This is a genomic window from Mesorhizobium sp. WSM4844 (assembly GCF_055811775.1).
In genome coordinates this window covers 1-17,710 of the sequence record NZ_JBVVQB010000041.1, presented here as the reverse complement: position 1 = coordinate 17,710, position 17,710 = coordinate 1, and the positions used below count along the sequence as shown (strand labels likewise).

16 protein-coding genes and 1 pseudogene are annotated in these 17,710 nt (G+C 61.5%); 7 read left to right on the top strand and 10 right to left on the bottom strand.

The window, feature by feature from the left end; translation table 11 throughout:
- Positions 1–24: 24 nt before the first annotated feature.
- Complete coding sequence (locus tag AC0L2A_RS25745) at positions 25–375, bottom strand: YciI family protein (RefSeq protein WP_027156019.1); 351 nt, start codon at positions 373–375, stop codon at positions 25–27.
- 818 nt (positions 376–1,193) lie between these two features.
- Between AC0L2A_RS25745 and AC0L2A_RS25740 the strand changes: the two genes are divergently transcribed.
- From AC0L2A_RS25740 to AC0L2A_RS25720, 5 genes and pseudogenes are all read left to right on the top strand, one after another.
- Positions 1,194–2,273 (top strand): mechanosensitive ion channel family protein, encoded by a 1,080-nt coding sequence (locus tag AC0L2A_RS25740; protein WP_091593903.1) that lies wholly within the window; start codon positions 1,194–1,196, stop codon positions 2,271–2,273.
- A gap of 70 nt (positions 2,274–2,343) precedes the next feature.
- Entirely contained in the window at positions 2,344–3,066 is a 723-nt protein-coding gene (locus AC0L2A_RS25735; protein WP_473611175.1) for an RNA polymerase sigma factor, read from the top strand.
- Positions 3,067–3,224: 158 nt separating this feature from the next.
- Complete coding sequence (locus AC0L2A_RS25730; RefSeq protein ID WP_091593899.1) at positions 3,225–4,088, top strand: ferritin-like domain-containing protein; 864 nt, start codon at positions 3,225–3,227, stop codon at positions 4,086–4,088.
- Between the two features lie 36 nt (positions 4,089–4,124).
- Positions 4,125–4,433 carry a twin-arginine translocation signal domain-containing protein gene (locus tag AC0L2A_RS25725; RefSeq protein WP_091593897.1) on the top strand — a complete coding sequence of 103 codons (309 nt, stop codon included), beginning with the start codon at positions 4,125–4,127 and terminating at the stop codon, positions 4,431–4,433.
- 1,308 nt (positions 4,434–5,741) lie between these two features.
- Positions 5,742–6,414: pseudogene (locus tag AC0L2A_RS25720) on the top strand (sensor histidine kinase); the annotation flags it as partial.
- An 81-nt stretch (positions 6,415–6,495) separates the two neighbouring features.
- Here AC0L2A_RS25720 and AC0L2A_RS25715 read toward each other — a convergent pair.
- The 8 genes from AC0L2A_RS25715 to AC0L2A_RS25680 are packed head-to-tail and all read right to left on the bottom strand — an operon-like array spanning position 6,496 to position 14,430.
- Positions 6,496–7,290: an SDR family NAD(P)-dependent oxidoreductase gene (locus AC0L2A_RS25715; RefSeq protein WP_473611174.1), complete on the bottom strand. Its 795-nt coding sequence runs from the start codon at positions 7,288–7,290 to the stop codon at positions 6,496–6,498.
- 11 nt (positions 7,291–7,301) lie between these two features.
- Entirely contained in the window at positions 7,302–7,721 is a 420-nt protein-coding gene (locus tag AC0L2A_RS25710; RefSeq protein ID WP_023798510.1) for a diol dehydratase small subunit, read from the bottom strand.
- Positions 7,718–9,985: a propanediol/glycerol family dehydratase large subunit gene (locus tag AC0L2A_RS25705; RefSeq protein WP_473611173.1), complete on the bottom strand. Its 2,268-nt coding sequence runs from the start codon at positions 9,983–9,985 to the stop codon at positions 7,718–7,720. Before AC0L2A_RS25705 ends, AC0L2A_RS25710 begins: the two co-directional genes overlap by 4 nt.
- A 25-nt stretch (positions 9,986–10,010) precedes the next feature.
- Positions 10,011–10,172 (bottom strand): hypothetical protein, encoded by a 162-nt coding sequence (locus tag AC0L2A_RS25700; RefSeq protein WP_023798512.1) that lies wholly within the window; start codon positions 10,170–10,172, stop codon positions 10,011–10,013.
- The gene (locus AC0L2A_RS25695) at positions 10,169–11,224 is read right to left on the bottom strand and encodes an ABC transporter ATP-binding protein (RefSeq protein WP_473611171.1); all 1,056 of its coding nucleotides are present in this window, start codon (positions 11,222–11,224) and stop codon (positions 10,169–10,171) included. The genes AC0L2A_RS25700 and AC0L2A_RS25695 overlap by 4 nt, the downstream gene beginning before the upstream one ends.
- Positions 11,225–11,242: 18 nt before the next feature.
- Positions 11,243–12,061, bottom strand: coding sequence for a carbohydrate ABC transporter permease (locus tag AC0L2A_RS25690; protein WP_473611170.1), 819 nt, complete (start codon positions 12,059–12,061; stop codon positions 11,243–11,245).
- The gene (locus AC0L2A_RS25685; RefSeq protein ID WP_473611169.1) at positions 12,058–12,987 is read right to left on the bottom strand and encodes a carbohydrate ABC transporter permease; all 930 of its coding nucleotides are present in this window, start codon (positions 12,985–12,987) and stop codon (positions 12,058–12,060) included. The genes AC0L2A_RS25690 and AC0L2A_RS25685 overlap by 4 nt, the downstream gene beginning before the upstream one ends.
- Positions 12,988–13,041: 54 nt before the next feature.
- Positions 13,042–14,430 (bottom strand): extracellular solute-binding protein, encoded by a 1,389-nt coding sequence (locus AC0L2A_RS25680; protein WP_128244956.1) that lies wholly within the window; start codon positions 14,428–14,430, stop codon positions 13,042–13,044.
- 361 nt (positions 14,431–14,791) lie between these two features.
- On the opposite strand from AC0L2A_RS25680, the gene AC0L2A_RS25675 reads away from it, so the two are divergent.
- Both AC0L2A_RS25675 and AC0L2A_RS25670 read left to right on the top strand, forming a co-directional pair.
- Positions 14,792–15,652: a helix-turn-helix transcriptional regulator gene (locus AC0L2A_RS25675; protein WP_287064528.1), complete on the top strand. Its 861-nt coding sequence runs from the start codon at positions 14,792–14,794 to the stop codon at positions 15,650–15,652.
- Between the two features lie 199 nt (positions 15,653–15,851).
- On the top strand, positions 15,852–16,730 hold the full coding sequence (locus AC0L2A_RS25670; protein WP_473611167.1) for an abortive infection family protein: 879 nt from the start codon (positions 15,852–15,854) through the stop codon (positions 16,728–16,730).
- Between the two features lie 146 nt (positions 16,731–16,876).
- On the opposite strand, the gene AC0L2A_RS25665 is transcribed toward AC0L2A_RS25670, so the two are convergent.
- Positions 16,877–17,143 (bottom strand): BrnA antitoxin family protein, encoded by a 267-nt coding sequence (locus AC0L2A_RS25665; protein ID WP_473611212.1) that lies wholly within the window; start codon positions 17,141–17,143, stop codon positions 16,877–16,879.
- Positions 17,144–17,710: the final 567 nt, after the last annotated feature.

The window sequence follows — 17,710 nt, the reverse complement described above, 5'->3', positions numbered from 1 at the left end:
GACGCCGTCTGCAGGAACCTCGCCTCAAGGGCCGGCAAAAGCGCGGACCTCGCACGTGCCCTCCCAATCCGGCATGAAATCCTTGTGGAGCTGCATAAACTCGACCGCCGACGCCACGGCCTCTTCCTTGTTCCGGAACTCCATGATCGCGTAGCCGCCGATGACCTCCTTCGCCTCGACGAACGGACCGTCGATGACGCTGAGCTTCCCATCGGCGATGCGCACTTGTGCGCCCATCGCGACCGGCGTGAGCCCGCCCATGTCGACCATGCGGCCGGCCTTGATTTCTCGGTCGGCGAGCTTGTTCATCGCCTCGATGAGTTCCGCCGTTGGCGGTCCGGCGTGGGCGGAAGTGACGAACGACATGAAGCGCATTTGAGAACTCCTCCTGAGGCGAGCCGCGGACGTGGTGGCCGCTGAACAGTCTCGCTAATAAGTCGACGAACCAGCCCCCGGCGGATCGACATGCGCTTTGAATAAAATCACGCCCGGGCTCTAAAGACGATGGGCGAGTGAACAAGGTCGATTGACCAACCCCATCTAACGTCCAACGTCGTGGGTTCCGTTGCCGCGTTATTTTGGCGCCTAGGAGGCTGGTACTAACTTCCGCCAAGGGGTCGACTTCCGCCGTTGGACGTTCGTCAATTTAACGGCCGGTTCTGACCCTTTCGAGACCTTCATTCTCGGCGTTGCGAATGGCAGCAACGCGCCTAATCTCAGCCGTTCGTCGACGCTCAGCTCGATCCCGAATCCCGCCTTTCGCTCAGTCGTTGTGATGGGCTCGAGTCAATACGTGCAATCCAATGGATTGGTGGCTATCCGCCGGCATGATCCCGCCGCAGGAGCGAAGTCCGCCTCACGCAAGAAACGCGCCGGCCGATGAAGGCTGAGTTGGATTCGAACCAACGGCCGCTTGATGAACAGTCGAGATTTCTACCGGTGAGCTATCGGGGAGCTGCTGATACCAAACTCAACTTAATTTCGGATGGGGCTATAAGGCACTTGCCGAATATGGTGGCGACGTGCTTGCCGCCCTATTTCACCAAAGACGGGCCCGCCGGAATGAAGGCCAGCTGTCGGGGACCAGCAGGGAGCCAGTCAGCGACTGACGTTGGGTCGTTTGCCGGAATGCCGCCGTCGAGGAACGAGAAGGCACTGGCTGGGTGTTGATGGCCACATCGGGAGGTGAAACCATGGAACCGCGCGCCAAGAAACAGGAGAACCTTTCCCGACTCGAACGGGCCGCGCAACAGACTGCTGACCCAAAAACTATGGAACAGAAGGCGAAAAAGCCCGAGGAAAAATTCCGCTTCAGCCTACGCAAGGAAGACGTCTGGTGGACGGTTGGTTTCGCTGCCGCTGCCTTGCTGCTTTTTGGCATCCAAGTCCTGATCAATTGGCGCTTAGAATGGCTTGACGCGCCTTTGCGCGTTCGCGTGCTGAACTACGTCAGGGGCGGCCTTCTCATTTTCGTTATGCTGACCGTTGCGAATGTTATCGAAGTCTTTCTCATTGGCCGAATTCCCAATCGTGTTTCGCGCTTCAACTTGCAACGTATTTTTCGATTAGTCGTCGTCGTCGCCATCGTCTTCGTGGCCATTTCAGTCTTATTTGTGAACTGGTACACTGCGGTTGTTTCACTCGGCCTGATTTCACTGATTCTCGGCTTTGCGCTGCAAATGCCGATCTCCAGTTTCATCGCGTGGATTTATATTTTGGCCAGGGCGCCTTATCGCGTTGGCGACCGCATTCGCATCGGCGATGCCCATGGCGATGTCATTGATGTCAGCTATCTCGACACGACATTATGGGAATTCGGCGGCGAACATCTTTGGACCGATCATCCGAGCGGACGCGTCATCAAGTTTCCGAACTCCACCGTGTTTGACACGCCGGTCTTCAACTATTCCTGGCCGCTGTTTCCCTATGTCTGGAACGAAATCAAGTTCCAGCTCGCTTATGAAAGCGATCTGGAATTCGTAGCGAAAACCATGAGAGAGGTCGTCGACGAGCAGGTCGGCGACATCATGAGCCAGAAGGTGAAGGTCTATAAGCACATCCTGTCGCAAACGCCGGTGGACGAACTCGAAGTGAAGGAGCATCCCGTGGTTCATTTTCGCGTCAGTGAAAACACCTGGCTCGAGGCCATCGTGCGTTACCTCGTGCCGCCGAAGGAAGCGGGGCGCACCAAAACACGCTTGATCAAGGAAATGCTGGCGCGAATGAATGCAAAACCCGATCGCGTGCTGTTTCCGAAGAGCAATTTGAGGTGAACTTCCTCAGGCCACGCCGCGCGGAGCCACCCCGCCCGCATCGCGGCAGGCTGATGCATCTGGAGCGCCTATGATGAAGCCGACCGGATCCACCGAGGCAGTGAGGATCGAGGACCTTGACGACGCGGGGCTGGTTGAACACGCGCGACAGCGTGACCCCGCCGCATTCTGGTTAATCATCAAGCGTCACAATCAGCGGCTTCACCGGGTCGCCCGCGCTGTCCTGAACGACGACACCGAGGCCGAGGACGTACTTCAGGAGACCTATATCCACGCCTTCACCCATCTGGCCGAATTCCGCGCGGAGGCGCAGCTGTCGACCTGGCTCACCCGGATCGCGCTGAACGAGGCGCTGGGACGCCGCCGGAAAAGGCGGCCCACCGTCGACGTGAAAGCCATCGAGGGGATGGTCGCTCCGTTCAGCGCCCACAAGCCTGATCCCGAAGAGGCGGCCGCTCTCGCTGAAATCCGCAACCTCCTGGAGCGGGCCGTCGGTGGCTTGCCAGAGCCCTTTCGCATCGTCTTTGTCATGCGAGACGTCGAGGAAATGAGCATTGAGGAAACGGCTTTTCTCTTGGCATTGCGACCTCAGACGGTGAGCACCCGTCTTTATCGCGCACGCCGGCTGCTCCGCGAGGCGCTGCGGGACAAGCTCGCCACCGTGTTCACGGATACGTTTCTCTTCGCTGGCGCCCGTTGTGACCGCCTCGCGCAATCAGTCTTTGACCGGCTCGCAATCCGCCTGGTTCGAAAGGATACTCATCCGTTGAACACGGCGACTGAGCGCACGTAGACGCCGTTCACGCCGAGATTACGCCGGCTCGTTTCCTAGAGCTCTTGTAGCGGGACGCGGGAATATTTTGGCGGCCCGGACCATCTAATCATCAGGCAAATGCACTCGGCGCCGCGGTGCTGACAGCGGCGTTGAATCAACAAACATAGGAGACCGCCATGCAGGGCGCACTTCACCTATCCCGGCGTCAGTCGCTTCAGGGACTTGTCGTACTCGGTGCCGGAGCGGCACTCGGCGGAATCGCACGGTCTTCTCCGGTATTGGCACAGGACATATCGGACGAGGATATTTTCCGCTTTGCGCTCAACCTCGAATATATGGAGGCTGAATACTACCTCCGCGGCACCACCGGAATGGGCATCGACGCAGCCGATGTTGGTTCGAAACCCGGCGACGTCGTTGGCGGCAAGCAAGTCTCCTTCGAGACGCCGGCCATCGGCGAATTCATGCAGGAAGTCGCCGAAAATGAACTCGCGCACGTCCGCTTCTACCGCAAGACGCTTGGAACGGACGCTGTTGACCGGCCGGCGATCGATTTCGATGCCGGTTTCAAGGCCGTCGCGGAAGCGGCGGGCCTCGGGTCAGACTTCGACCCCTTCGGCAACGAAACGAACTTCGTTCTCGGCGGGATGTTGTTCGAGGATGTCGGCGTCACCGCCTATGCCGGTGCGGCGACGGTTCTGAAAAACAAAGACTTCCTCGCCGCCGCCGCAGGCATCCTGGCGGTCGAGGCCTACCACATGGGCATGGCGCGATCTACGCTATACCGGAAGGGAGAGGAAGCCTGGAAGGCCGCCAACGCCGTCTGCGATGCCCGAGACAAAATCGACGGATCTGACGATAAGGATCAAGGGATCCAGGTGGATGGAAAAGCCAACATCGTTCCTTCGACGCCCGATGCGATCGCCTTCACCAGAACGCCACAGGAGGTGCTCCGGATCGTCTATCTCAGCGACAAGGACGGAGTGAGCAAGGGCGGCTTCTATCCGGAAGGGATGAACGGCACGCTCAAGAGCACCTGAGCCAACTGCGACGAGGGCTGCTCTTGGAGAAAGACCATGAGTAAAGATGATGATGTGAACCACGGATCGGCAGCTTCAAGCCGAGCGCTGTCTCGCCGCAATTTCCTGAAAGTCTCTGTGACCGGTGCGGCGATTGCCAGCGCCGGCGGCCTTTCAGCCTGTATGACTGGACCGATGGCAGCCGGAAAGACAACCAAGGCGCTGGCGCTGTACCAGGACACCCCAAATCGTGGCCGACGCTGCGGTGGGTGTACTCACTTCCGAGAGCCAAACGGGTGCGAGATCGTTGCCGGTGCAATCAGCCCAAATGGCTGGTGCCGTTTCCACGAGCCGCTGCCGGCTTGATGCAACAAATTGCGGTCTCCCGCCTTATGTCTCGGGCGGGAGCAACGCGACGTCAGCTTCCGCGTCCAGAGCGGACGTTGGCCGGCCGGCGGTAAGGCGTCTGCCTAGGGTCATGGGCGTGAATTCGTTCTCGGAGAGCGAACGTCCGCATTGGGTCGATCGGTGCCGGCGAAAAGGAATTCATGGCGAGGAGCCCTGCAAGGGCGGCCTCCGACTGCGCCGGGAGATGGTCGCCGCGGCGAAGGCGACAAGAAACAGGCCGCCGTAAACGGCAAAGTCATCCATCTACGTTTCGCCTTGCGGAGCGGGCTTCAGGGTTGCACATCGATTACGACCATCAGTCCGCCACCGCCCTTCGCTTCGACATTGTTGTTGGTCGTATGATGCCCGATATCCGGGATGGATAAACATTTTCCGGGCTGACGCGGCTGCTAGACGCGACATCGCCTTCCCCATCGCCCCAAAACCACAGGATAAGGACTTCCGGTCGCTGGGAAGGTCAAGAGCTTTCCGCCAGTGGCCTCTGAACATTAAAGGGGCACGGATATGTGGTAGCAGGATCAAGTCATAAGCAGGGCCGCTCCATCTCCATCAGCCGCTCAGCGGCAAAGCCGATCATCTCGCGCAGGATATCGGCGTCGGGGTCTTCTCTACGAGCGTGCGCAGGTTCATCATGTCGTTGGTCATCGGTGGTTCCTTCAAATCAGGTTGTGTCAGCAACCCAACCCTACCGAAGAAGATCGATGACCGCCGCTACGCCGCTCGCTCGCTACAGCGCTGTTGAGGGCGCGCGCTCGCGAGCGGCTTCGCTACCGCCGACCTACACCACGCGGTGGGACACGACCGACTGGCAGGAAAGGCCGAGCATGACCGTCTCGCAGTCTGCACTGCAGCGGTCTCAACAGGAACCGTCCAAATGCACCGTACTTTCCGGCGAATCTTAGCGACAATGTTGATAGCCTGGGGTGTCGGCTACGCGCAGGCGCAAAACCCGCTCATCATCACGGCACCAGTCTCCGGTCAGACTATTGATGGGACGCTCTCCTTTTCCGGGACGGCTGCCGTCAACAGCATCACACGGCGCGGAACTATTCGCGGGCAGACCAATACCGGGGTCGAATGCCGAGGGACAACTACCATCAACCTTACCTTTTCGCGTGGAGAAGGAACGATGGTTTGCGGACGACTCTCAACCCGATTCCTGTTCTCGCTGACCAGCAGACAACCTCCAACTGGCACAGGAACGGGAATCCTTTCCGATGGGCGAAGAGTGGTCTTGAGAATAGGACGATGACCCCAAAGCGACAGGCACGCCCGTTCAACCGCATGCAGGAGCGCCTGCAGCGCTTCGTCGAGGACCGCACGCGCATGCTGGCGGCGATCAGCCACGACCTGCGCACGCCGCTGACCTCGCTCCGGCTGCGCGCCGAGTTCGTCCAGGATCACGATCTCCAGGAGAAGATGCTGAAGACCATCGAGGAAATCCAGACGATGACGGAAGCAGCGCTCGCCTTCGCGCGCGAGGACGCCGCGGTGGAGGAGACGCGAACTGTCGATCTTTCGGCGCTGGTCGGCAGCCTCTGCGACGACCTCGAGGAGCTGGGTCAAAACGTCACCGTCAGCGACGGGCCCAAGATGCTGTATCGCTGCCGGCCGGACTCGCTGCGCCGGGCGATCCGCAACCTCGTCGAAAATGCCGTCCGCTATGGCGAGCAGGCCAAGGTGAGCCTGGTCAAGCGCACCGACAGCCTGGACATTGTGATCGAGGACGGCGGTCCCGGCATTCCGCAAAGCCGACATGGAACAGGTGTTCGCGCCCTTCTTCCGCCTGGAGCAGTCACGCAACCGGGAGACCGGCGGCGTCGGGCTCGGCCTGTCGATTGCCCGCGCCATCGCCCGCCACCACGGGGCGACATCGCGCGATCATCAGGCTGCCGCTCATCGACGTGGCCAGGCAGCTTGCCCCGGCGCCGGTGCCTGAGACGAGCCCTCCGACCGGACTGCGATCCTTGCCGGCTTGACCGAAACCGTCCCGCGATCGCGCCAGGCCCGCTGCATAGGCTCAACGGGTGATAGATTGGCCCGAGTTCGTCCCACCCGCGAGAGACTCGCCTCCGTCAGCGACCAGTGCATGGCCGGTCATGTAGGACGACTTATCGGACACCATGAACAGAATGACCTCGGCGATCTCGTCGGTCGTTGCGAAGCGGCCCATCGGGACGATGTTGGCGATCGCGTGCTCCAGCGCTTTGCGGCCGCCGAGTTGGTCCGTGTAGGGATCGTTGAACGGCGTATCGACCCAGCCGGGGCAGAGCGAATTGATGCGGATGCCATAACGCGCGACATCCAGTGCGATCTGGCGGGTCATGGTGATCGATGCGGCCTTGCTGGTGATGTAGGCGGTCATCGCTCTGTCGAGGAAGACGCCGGAGTTCGACGACGTATTGAGGATGACGCCGCCGCGCTGTCTCTTCATGACCGGTAGGACTGCTTGGCAGGCGACGAACTGGGCATGCACGTTAACCGCCCAAGAGTGATCGAAACCGGCGCCGTCGATCTCCTCGACGCTGCCCGCGACCTGCACACCGGCATGATTGTGCAAGATGTCGATGCGCCCATGTCGATCGGCCACGTCCTGGATGACGCTGACGACGGCTAAATCGTCGGTGACGTCGACTCGGATGGCCTCGCCGCGCCCGCCGGCGGCGGCGATGGAGTCGACCGTGCCACGCGCGGCATCGAGATCGCGGTCAGTGACGATGACCGTCGCGCCCTCGCGCGCCATGGCTTCCGATCCGGCCTGACCGATGCCGGAGCCGGCACCGGTGACGATGGCGATCCGCCCCTGAAGTATCATTCGATTTTCCCCTAGTACCGGCGGCGAAACAGATTGCGGCGCTCGTAAACGGCGACCGCTTCGTCGATCAGCGCCGCGATGGTGTGCGCGCCGTATTCGCGACGCAGCAGCTCGGCGCGCTCTTTGAGCAGATGGGCTTCGGGAATTCGGCCCGGCCGCAACATTTCATAGGTGTCCAGAATGAGGTCTTGCGGGACGGAGACGAGGTCGGCGGCGCGTTCGAGATTGAGCGCAAGCCGGTCGCGGCCCGCATCGCGGGCGATAGATGCCTGAAGTCTGAGCACGTCGGCCGAAATCCGGATGTCTTCGGCACCGATCCGTTCCGAAATCACTGCGTCGAGCGTCAAATCGGCAAGCGGCATGCCCGACGCCGACACCGCCTGATCGGGCGCGTTCTCGGAGATGGGATAGAGGTCGAGAGGGGATGTCACGGACGAAGCCCTCCTTGTCCGATTGCAAACGCGACATCTAGCGGCGGGGCATCCGGCACTACCAGCCCGGTCTCTATCGCGTAGAGCATGGCGACGCGCACATGGTAGCGGGCGCCAAGGGCCTGACCTTCGGTCGGCACGATGACGGGTTCCGGAGCGAGCCCCAGCGCGTGGAGCGCGGCGTTGCGGCCCATTGCGCGGTAGTGGTCGAGCGTCGTGATCGGTGCATTCGAGAACAGTTCGATGTTCATGTGCGGCAGCCGGTCGGCGCGGTGGATGACTGCGGTGCCCTTGGCCTGGATGCCGATGGCATAACCCGAGCCGGAGAGGCGCGCCGCGGTGAGGCCGAGGAAGGACGTGTCGGCGGTATGTCGGATGCGGACGAGGCGCGGCACGCCGCCGCCCTCGCTCACACCATCGGTCAGGGCCAGCACCACGTCGATCAAGTCGTGGCCGGCTGTCGTTTGCGTGAGCTCGTTGCCGAATGCGGGGCTGAGGCCAATCACCACCTCGCGCGGATCCGTGCCTTTGCCGGCCTCGCCGCCTGGAATCAGCCATGGCTCCGAGGTCGGGTCGACGCGACGCTCGCTCTCCAGCACCTTCTCGCGTGTCTGAACATCGCGCACGCCTCGGACCGCTTCCCATCTAGCTTCGGACATCCGATATCCGCTGCCCGGCCCCCGGTAGTCGTTGGGATCGTTGAGCGCGCTGATGACCTTGCCGTCGCGCAGGATGGCCGACGTCTGCAGATAGTCGCCGGAGATGCGCTGGCGAAGCATCAGCAATAGGTTCTCGGCCTCGCGCCCGAAGCCCCGTTTGTGCAGCGCCCGCACCACATCCACCGCCGTTAGTCCGCGATCGCGAATGGCTTCGCTGATGCGCGTGACCTCGCCTGTCGAGAAGGTTTCGGTATCGAGCGAGCCCGAGGCGGCGGCGACGGAGAGCATCCAGGCTTCCGGCACTTCGGCGAGGCCAAGCTCCTGGAAGACGGCGGCCAGCGCCTTGATCGCTTGCATGCGGAGCTCACGGATATTGCTCTCCTCTATGGGCGTCAGCCCGCCATCCGCCTCGAGGTCACGCTGCAGAGCGAGGAAGTCCTCGACGTCCTCGCCGTTGAACAGGGATGGGTTGAACGAATTGTCGTATTTGCGGATCGATCCCATGCCGGAACACAACAGGTCGGAGCCGGCCATGAGGAAGGGCGTGATCTTGGCGCCAACCCGGATCTCGGACTCGCTGACGCGGGTGTCGTTGCCGGAGGCGCATTCAAGGCCGAGCCAGACGGCGATGAGGTTTTCGGCCATGAGCTCGCGCATGCCCCCGGCCATCGAGACGGTCAACGGCGCGCCGTCGATGCCGCCGTTCTGCGTTCCCTGTACGCCCATGGCGCGCTGCAGGCAGAGGCAACGGGCTTCCAGGTAGAGAACGGACTGATGTTCGTGAAAACCCATCAGCAGCTCGGAGGATGCGCCAGACGTGCAGCGTGCCTTGATGCCGCGCGAGGCGTAGGCGGCGGTGAGGAAAGCCTTGGACCAGGGTGTGTCGTCGCCATCGACGAACGCAGCTTCCGTGCCATAAACCGATACCGTCTCGGCATAGGAAGTGAAGCCAGCCATGCCGATGCGCAGCTCTTCCGCTTCCTCGATCGAGCACTGGAACAGCACGCCGCCACGCCCAACCGACGCGCCGACGGCGCAGGCGACGGCGTTGGCCCAGGAGTTCGACGCAACGCGCATCGTCGTCTCGATCTCGTCGAAGCCGAGCGCCACGGCAACGGCGGCGTCTGCTGCAAGCTGCAGAGGATCATCCTTAGCGTTGGTGACGTGCGCCTGGTTTCCCGGCGTGCGGCGCTGCCGCATTTTGGAATAGGCGAAGGTGATCTCCAGTGACGATAAGTGCGACACGACGGAAGCCAGCTTCGCCGGCGTCATGCCGCGAGCCAGCCGCTCGAGCCTTTCGCGCGGCATGTTGATGTCGACCAGCATGCGGGCGACTTCGCCCGAATCCATCGCCATCGCCTCGTCGATCACGTCGAGATCGAGATGATGTGCGGCGATGAAGGAATCGAGGATGTCGAAGTCGGCTTCCGGCTTACCGTCGATCTCGACCACGCGTCCGTTCTCGACTCGCGCTGACGGCGCGGGGTCCCACGGGCTGTGAAAGGTGGCAAAGCCCGCTTCCGGATCCTCCGCGGCAAAGCGGTCGTGCCGCAGCGGCCGCGTGTCCCATTCGTCGAAGCGGCGCCAGCGCGGGGGCGAAGTCATTGCGTCCCTCCCATATGTCGAGCGCTCAGAACCATCGCAGCCACACAAGCTGGATGAGGATTAGCACGATCACGTCCCAAAAGATCACCTCGCCGATCGTGAACCAGCGCTTCATGCGGTTGACGCGCCAGAAGCCGAGCCAGACGATCGCTGCCAGGATGAGCGGGACAAAGCTGGCGGCGGTCACTCGACCCTCTTTCCCGTGGCAGCGTCGAAATAGTGCAGCGCCTGCTTCGGGAAGGAGACGCTCACCGGCTGTCCCGGCTCGATCGCATCGCAATTCGTCTGCGTCCGCAGCGTGATTGCCTGCCCGCCCGCGTTTTGGAAGATCAGCAGCGTGTCGGGTTCGATCGCTTCTTTCACGTCCACGGTGAGCGTCATAGCTGCCGGTGCATTCGACGCCATGAATTCGATCTGCTCCGGCCGGATGCCGAGCGTGACCGGCCCGTCGGGGCGATCGACCGAGCAAGCCACCGCGCCAGCCTTGAATATGCCGCCTTTGACCACTCCGTCGATCGTGTTCATCGCCGGGCGGCCCATGAACTCGGCGACGAAGCGGTTGGCGGGCCGGCGGTAGATCGTCTTCGGCTCGTCGAACTGCACTAGCCGGCCCTCCTTCAGCACGGCGATGCGCGTCGCCAGTGTCATCGCCTCCTCCTGGTCGTGCGTGACGAAGACGAAGGTTTTGTCGAGCTTGCGATGCAGGCGGTTGAGCTCGGTGCGCATATGCAGGCGCAGCAGCGCGTCCAAGTTGGAAAGCGGTTCGTCCATGAGGCAGATCGCCGGTTGCCAGACCAGCGCGCGCGCTACGGCGACACGTTGCGCCTGGCCGCCGGAGAGCTGCGCCGGCTTGCGCTGCAGATAGTGGGCGATGCGCAGAAGCTCGGCCATGTCCTTCACCGAACGCTCGATTTCCGCGGCGGCCACTTTGCGGATGCGCAGGGGATAGGCGATGTTCTCGAAGACGGTCTTGTGGCTGTAGAGTGCGTAGTTCTGGAACACCATGCCGATGCCGCGGAAGCGCGGCGGCACGTTGGTCACGTCCCTACCTGCGATCTCGATGCGGCCGCTCGACGGCTGCTCCAGCCCGGCGAGCAGGCGGCACGCAGTTGTCTTGCCAGAGCCCGAGGGCCCAAGCAGCACGATGAATTCGCCGAGATCGAAGTCGAGATCGAGCCGATCGAGCGCGACGGTGCCGTCCGCAAACCGCTTCGTCACTTCCTTGAACGAGACCGCCATTGGATGCTCCGCTGGTCCTTAGCCCTTCACCGCGCCGAAGGTCAGGCCGCGCACGAGGTGCTTCTGGACGAGAAAAGTGAAGACGATGATCGGCAGGGTGGCGACCACTGCCACCGCGGCGACCTGCCCCCACAGGGTGCCGTGTGGCGTGATCAGGCCGGGAATGCCGACCGTCAGCGGCCGCCCCTCGAACGCCACGAGGATGAAGGCGTAGAGGAATTCGTTCCACGACATGATGAAGCAGAGCACCGCCGTTGCCGCGAGTCCGGGCGCGGCCAGCGGCACGATGACGCGCACGAATGATCCGAGCTTCGAGCGCCCGTCCATCATCGCCGCCTCGTCGATCTCCTTCGGTATCTCGGCGAAGAAGCCGCGCATCATCCAGACGACCAGCGACAGATTGAAGCTCGTATGGGCAATCACCACGGCGTAGATCGTGTCGGTCAGGCCGATTGTCGTGAAGAACAGGAAGAGCGGCACCGCGATCGCGATCGGCGGCGCCATGCGCGTCGTCAGGAAGAAGAAAAACAGGTCTTCCTTGCCGGCGAAATCCGTGCGCGCGAACACATAGGCGGCAGGCGCGCCGATCAGGATCGACAGCGCAGTCGATCCCAGCGAGATGACCAGCGAATTGAAGACGAGGGGGAGATATTCCTTATCGATGAAAACCGCCGGATAATTGGCGAAGGTCGGCATGAAGAACCAGGTCGGCTGCGTCGAGAGGATATCGAGGCGGCCCTTGAAGGACGTCAGCAAGATCCAGACGTACGGCGTGAGCGCAAGCACCAGGACGCAGGCGAGGATTCCGATCGCGAGGATCTTCCAGGATTTGCTCATGGCCTAGCCCCTTGTTCCGCCGACTTCCAGTACACGGCCTTGTAAAAGACCGAGCACATGATCAGCACGACGAGGTAGACCATGAACGAGACCGCGGCGCCGTAGCCGAGATTCCAGGTCTTGAAGTTGACGCGGTAGGCGTAGATCGAGAGCAGTTCCGAGACGGTACCGGGGCCGCCGCCGGTCATGATGAAGACCTTGTCGAACTCTTTGAAGGCGTCGATGCCGCGCAGCAGGAGCACCAGCGCGATGATCGGGCGCATCAGCGGCAACAGGATGTCGGTGAACTGCCGCCACGGCCCGGCACCGTCCATTGTCGCTGCCTCGAAGGGCGAGCGGGGCAAGCTCATCAGCCCGGCCAGGATGATCAGCGTCACGAAAGGCGTCCACTGCCAGACGTCGATGGCGATGATGGTGGGCATGACGAGGCTGGGCGACGAGAAGACGGCGCTGGATTGCGACAGCAGGCCAACGGCCCGCAGATAGTGCGTCGCCATGCCGAAGTCGCCCTGCAGCAGCAGGCGCCAGATCAGCCCGACAGCGACAGGAGCTAGCATCATCGGCACCAGCAGCAGCGTCGTCAGCAGGCGCTGCCGCTCGATGTAGCGCCAGATCAGCCATGCCAGCGCGAAGCCGAGCAGGAACTCGATCGACACCGCGACCAGGACGAAGCGGATAGTACGCCAGAAGGAGCCCCAGAAGATTGCATCCTCACGCACCAGCCTGCGAAAATTGTCGAAGCCGATGAATACGCCCTTCTGGTCCGGATTGGCGAAACTCAAGTCGGTCATCGCCGTGTAGACCATGTAATAAAAAGGCCCCACGAGGAAGACGAGGACGAGCAGCGCCGCCGGCAGGATCAGGGGCATAGATGCGCCGCGGTCGAGCAGGAACTGTCCGCGCGAAGGTCGAGTGCCTTTGGTCATGATATGCCCGGCGTTCTCCCGGGGGTTGTCCCCACGGGATTAGGATAGCAGCCCTCACTGCACCGGATATTTCATCGGTGCGCAGGCCCCGAGCAGCGCCGAGATCTCCTTGGCCGACTCATCGAGCGCCGCCTTTGCTTCCTTCTCGCCGGCGAGATAGGAGGACAATTCGCGCACTAGGATGTCGGTCATCTCGCTCGCCTGCGGGATCGTAGGCTTCGGCTTGGCCACCTCATTGGACGCCATCGATGCCTTGGCATACGGCAGCTTCTGAACCTCGGCGGATGCATAAACATCTGGCCTTGCGGAAGCGCCGCCATTCAGATGCTGGTTGAGCTGTTGTTCGTACTCCAGCATCCACTGGATGAAGAGGTATGCGGCCTCCTTGTTCTTGGACGCCGTTGGAATGAGGTATGACCAGCCCTCCACCTGAGCGACCTTGCCGCCTTCACCCTGCGGCACGATGTCGAAACCCATCTTGCCGACGACCGTCGACACATTCTCATCGACGGCGACGGCGTAGGTCGCGTCGTTCCACATGATGAGCTCGGCGACCTTGCCCTGCTGCATCAACGCCATGACGTCGTCCCAGAAGTAGTTGAGCGTGTCCGGTGGCGAGAAGGCCATCAGGCTCTTGTAGTATTCGGTCGCGGCAATGGCCTGGGGGCTGTTGACGATGACCGGGCCGCATTCGGAGCCCGACTTCACCTCCAGCATGTCGCCGCCGAAGGAGTAGAGGAAGTTCAGCCACTCGTACCACAGCGCTTCGTGGCGCTTGCCCTGCAGTGCGGTGCCGTAGAGACCTTGGTCAGGGCGGTTGAACCATTCGGCGATGTCGCGATACTGCTTCCAGTCCTGCGCCGGGCCGAGGTCGTAGCCGTACTTGGCCTTAAAGCCGTCCATCTCCTTGGCGTCGGTCAGGAGATCGGACCGATACCAAGCGTACATTGTGAGCGCGGTGAACGGGAAGCCATAGGCCTTGCCCCCGTACCAAGAGATTTCCTTCCAGAGACCCTGGTACAGCTGTTCCTCCGGCTTGAACTCGGGGTCGCGCAGCGTCGCCGAGGTCATAAACTGCTCGATCGGCTCGACATGGCCGTTGGTGACAAACTTGCCGACATTGCGGTGCTGCTGGAGGATGAAGTCGTAGCGGCCGCGCTTTGAGTTGAGGTCGAGCATCACCTTGCTGGCGGTCTCGGACGCCTCATACATCTCGATCTCGACCGTGATGCCGGTGCGCTTCTCGAACTCGGGCGCCAGCTTCTTCATCGCCTCGAGCGGCGGCAGCGCCTCGCCAATAGTGCGGATCGTGGTTCCCTTGTACGGCGCCGCCGCTTCCTCCAGCGTCCAGGCACCGGCCTGTCCGGCAATGCCGAGCGTCGCGAATGCCGCGAGCGCCGGTGCCGTTATCAGCATGCGTAGGCGTGAACTGTCTCCAAACATCGAGATTCCCCTTTGGTTAATTGTCGTTGCGGTGCTGTCCAACTTGGCTGGGCTTGAATGCTGGTCCGCCGGGGGATCGGGCCGTGCCCGGGCCGCCCGTGAGATCTATGGCGTGTTGGCGGCGATCCGCCATTCAAGTCCTCCACCACTGCGCGCGGAATCGCCCGACTTGTCCGCGAGGCCTCAGGTCCACAAGGCCTCAGGGTGTCAGTATATGCTATCGACGCCTGCCTGCGTAGCTCTTGGTACGAAGAAGGCATATTCCACAAACTAGACAAAGCCTATAAGAGCATGCCGATCATGGGATATTTCCCTTACAGTGTAATCCAAAACGCATATGCATTTGGGGATAGGAGCGACGGTGAGGGACGAAGCCTCTGCAGCAGCGTCAGGCAGGCGCCTGCTGTCGCATCCCGAATGGTTTGACGCCCTTGGCGAACTTCTCGCGCAGGTGGGATCGCACCAGTTCCCCGACGCATTCGCCAAAACCATCCATCGTCTCGCACCATTCGACTACACGGTGAGTTTCGCCTATAGCGGCCCGGGCAAGCCGCTGTGCGTGCACCACACCTTCGCCCCGAAGCAGTTCGACATCCACGTTCGGGAATACGAGATCGGGCCTTACCTACTCGATCCGTTCTATAAGGCGACGGCGAACGGCACGCGGTCGGGAGTTTACCGGCTGTCCGACCTTGCGCCCGACCAGTTCTACAAGAGCGAATACTACAAGTCCTATTATGTGCAGACCGGGCCGGTCGACGAGATCGCCTTTTTCTCCCCCGGCAAGGACGGGTGGATCGTAGCGACGTCGCTGATGCGCGCGCCCAGCCGCCAGAATTTCACCGCGCACGACCTGCGCACGCTGCGTATCGTCGAGCCCTTGGTCCGGCGCATCGTTGAGATGCACTGGCGCACCGACGAAAGGCTCAAGACCGCGACGCCGGTCGAAGACGACAAGGCAGTGATGCGGCGCACCGTGCAGGATGCATTGGAGGCACGCGGCATGCCGCCGCTGACCCCACGAGAACTGCAGGTCGTCGGCCTCGTTCTTGAAGGTCACTCCTCCGAGTCGATCGCCAACCTGCTGGGCATCTCAGCCGGGACGGTCCGCATCCACCGCAAGAATATCTATGCCAAGATGCGCATATCCTCTCAGCGCGAACTATTTGCAATCTTCGTCAAGGCGCCGGCGACCACCTCGTGGCCGGTCACGTCTGGGTAGGCTGGTGCGGCTGGTGCCGCTATTTCGCGGCCGATCGACGAGCCAGGAAGATGGATGCTCCAACATCCGCTCTTGGATGAAGGGAATGTTGGCCTCTGCTGGCGGAATGGGGCGCCTTTCCGAGGACGGCCTTGCGGCTGCTAGCAGACGGACGGCTTTCGATCGTAGCATGGCAATGTCGGCCATGTAGTAGTAGTCCATGCGAATCACGCTTTCCGATCAGTCAATTGAGGCGCTTGCACAAGTAATCAGTGCCGGTGCAGCCGGCGCACAAAACTCCGTTGGCGTATACCGCCAAGGCTGGAAGCTGAAGGCTCTCCTCAAGAACTATGGGCTGCACTACGAGCTCGAAGGCACGTCGCGCGTTTCGGAGACCGTCCGCGCACTGATGTCGGCTGGCATGTTTCCCGATGCTGATGACATATACGAGAAGCTCTTAATCAAGGGAGTCGATCCTCGAGATTATGTTGGTCACGACGACCGGCATGCCGAAGCAATGGACTATCTCAATGCGCGGCTTGCCTTCGACGATCTGCGGCTTGAACGTGATGGCATGCACGTACGTCTCGTCAATTTGGGGCGACATGCCCCAATCGTGAGCGCTTTCTCAGCGGCTATTCAGGCCCTCGACCTCGATACGGTCCAGCGCGATCTCCAACGCGCCTTGGATAGCGCCGAGCGCGATCCCGAGGATGCGGTTACGGCGGCATGCTCGGTCGTCGAGAGCGTGTGTCGATCGATACTGATTGAGAGCAATCTTGATCTGCCGGCGAAGCAAGATATCTCTGGCCTCTATCGCGCCGTGCGGGAACCGCTGGGACTATCACCGACCAAAGAAGGGTTACCTGATGCAATCGCCGAGGATGTGCGCAATACGCTGTCTGGTCTGATAACCGCGGTGCAGTCGATCGGTGCGCTGCGAACCCACGGCGGCGACGCACATGGTCGCGAACGCGGGTTTAAGCGGGTCGACGCGAGGATCGCACGGCTTGCGATCCACAGCGCTAGCGCCGTAAGCCTGTTTCTGATCGAGACGTGGAAGCTCAAATTCCCAGAGAGGGCTCTCCGGAAAGAATAAGCCGCTGAGCAGTCGCCATAGTGGCAACCACCGGCGTTTCACTGATCCCGTCCTAAATGCCGGGGATATCGCCCGGTGCTCATTTTGCTTCGGGCAGAGCGCCTTTCGTGGGCCGCCGCCAGCTCCGCCCGGCGGCTCTGCGATGCTCAGGTGATGTCGTCCGGACGGTCGTCCTCGGCGACGATCCGCTTCTCGACCATGGCCCGCAAATCGTCGTTAATACGGTCCTGCCAGCCCGGTCCGTCGCCCTGGAAATAATCCAGGACAGCTCGGTCAATCCTGATTGAAACAAGCTCTCTGACATTTGGAGCAGCTGCGGTTTCGCGAATCGGTGCGATCGGCTTCTTGGCAGGCTTGAAGGCGGCTTCGGCGGCAGCCATTGGATTTGTCGGTCGGCGCGGAGGATTTGCCATTGATGGTCCTGACTCAAGATAATGAAAGGAAGAAGACATGCAACGCAAAACGCATCTGAGTGCCTCGGCCCACTGCCTGGAACAGTGAATCGAATGTCGACGCGAGAGGCAATGGTCTCGCCTCCCCAGGAGGAGGAAATGCGCGCCATTGCATTCTTTGCCGGCGTGTTGGTGGCTACGCCCTTGATGACGGCGGAGCAGCTGATCTTTACACTGCCAATTTTCCAGATGCCACCTCGGTCCAGCTCAGCATCCTGAACAACAGCGTCTCGCGAGATGGGGACTATGACTTCGACGTCGCTATTGGCTTAGTCGAAACAGACGCGAACGGCGCCATCAGGTATGAAGATACCGGCAAGCTTCGTGCACGCGTTCGCTGCAATTATCCGGCGTATGGTGAGCGTGGGCGCGCGAAGATATCCTATAGAGATGCCTCTAAGCCGTTCCGCAGCTGACGATTGGAAAGAGAATCTCTGGATAACATTCTGCGCGGTCCAGCGCGATCTCCAACGCGCCTTGGATAGCGCCGAGCGCGATCCCGAGGATGCGGTTACGGCGGCATGCTCG

What these genes read in the sequence shown, in the direction of transcription:
- AC0L2A_RS25715 (WP_473611174.1), bottom strand. Translation starts at nt 7,290, where the DNA reads ATGATACTTCAGGGGCGGATCGCCATCGTCACCGGTGCCGGCTCCGGC.
- AC0L2A_RS25735 (WP_473611175.1), top strand. Translation starts at nt 2,344, where the DNA reads ATGATGAAGCCGACCGGATCCACCGAGGCAGTGAGGATCGAGGACCTT.
- AC0L2A_RS25680 (WP_128244956.1), bottom strand. Translation starts at nt 14,430, where the DNA reads ATGTTTGGAGACAGTTCACGCCTACGCATGCTGATAACGGCACCGGCG.
- AC0L2A_RS25730 (WP_091593899.1), top strand. Translation starts at nt 3,225, where the DNA reads ATGCAGGGCGCACTTCACCTATCCCGGCGTCAGTCGCTTCAGGGACTT.
- AC0L2A_RS25695 (WP_473611171.1), bottom strand. Translation starts at nt 11,224, where the DNA reads ATGGCGGTCTCGTTCAAGGAAGTGACGAAGCGGTTTGCGGACGGCACC.
- AC0L2A_RS25705 (WP_473611173.1), bottom strand. Translation starts at nt 9,985, where the DNA reads ATGACTTCGCCCCCGCGCTGGCGCCGCTTCGACGAATGGGACACGCGG.
- AC0L2A_RS25745 (WP_027156019.1), bottom strand. Translation starts at nt 375, where the DNA reads ATGCGCTTCATGTCGTTCGTCACTTCCGCCCACGCCGGACCGCCAACG.
- AC0L2A_RS25685 (WP_473611169.1), bottom strand. Translation starts at nt 12,987, where the DNA reads ATGACCAAAGGCACTCGACCTTCGCGCGGACAGTTCCTGCTCGACCGC.
- AC0L2A_RS25725 (WP_091593897.1), top strand. Translation starts at nt 4,125, where the DNA reads ATGAGTAAAGATGATGATGTGAACCACGGATCGGCAGCTTCAAGCCGA.
- AC0L2A_RS25740 (WP_091593903.1), top strand. Translation starts at nt 1,194, where the DNA reads ATGGAACCGCGCGCCAAGAAACAGGAGAACCTTTCCCGACTCGAACGG.
- AC0L2A_RS25670 (WP_473611167.1), top strand. Translation starts at nt 15,852, where the DNA reads ATGCGAATCACGCTTTCCGATCAGTCAATTGAGGCGCTTGCACAAGTA.
- AC0L2A_RS25690 (WP_473611170.1), bottom strand. Translation starts at nt 12,061, where the DNA reads ATGAGCAAATCCTGGAAGATCCTCGCGATCGGAATCCTCGCCTGCGTC.
- AC0L2A_RS25665 (WP_473611212.1), bottom strand. Translation starts at nt 17,143, where the DNA reads ATGGCAAATCCTCCGCGCCGACCGACAAATCCAATGGCTGCCGCCGAA.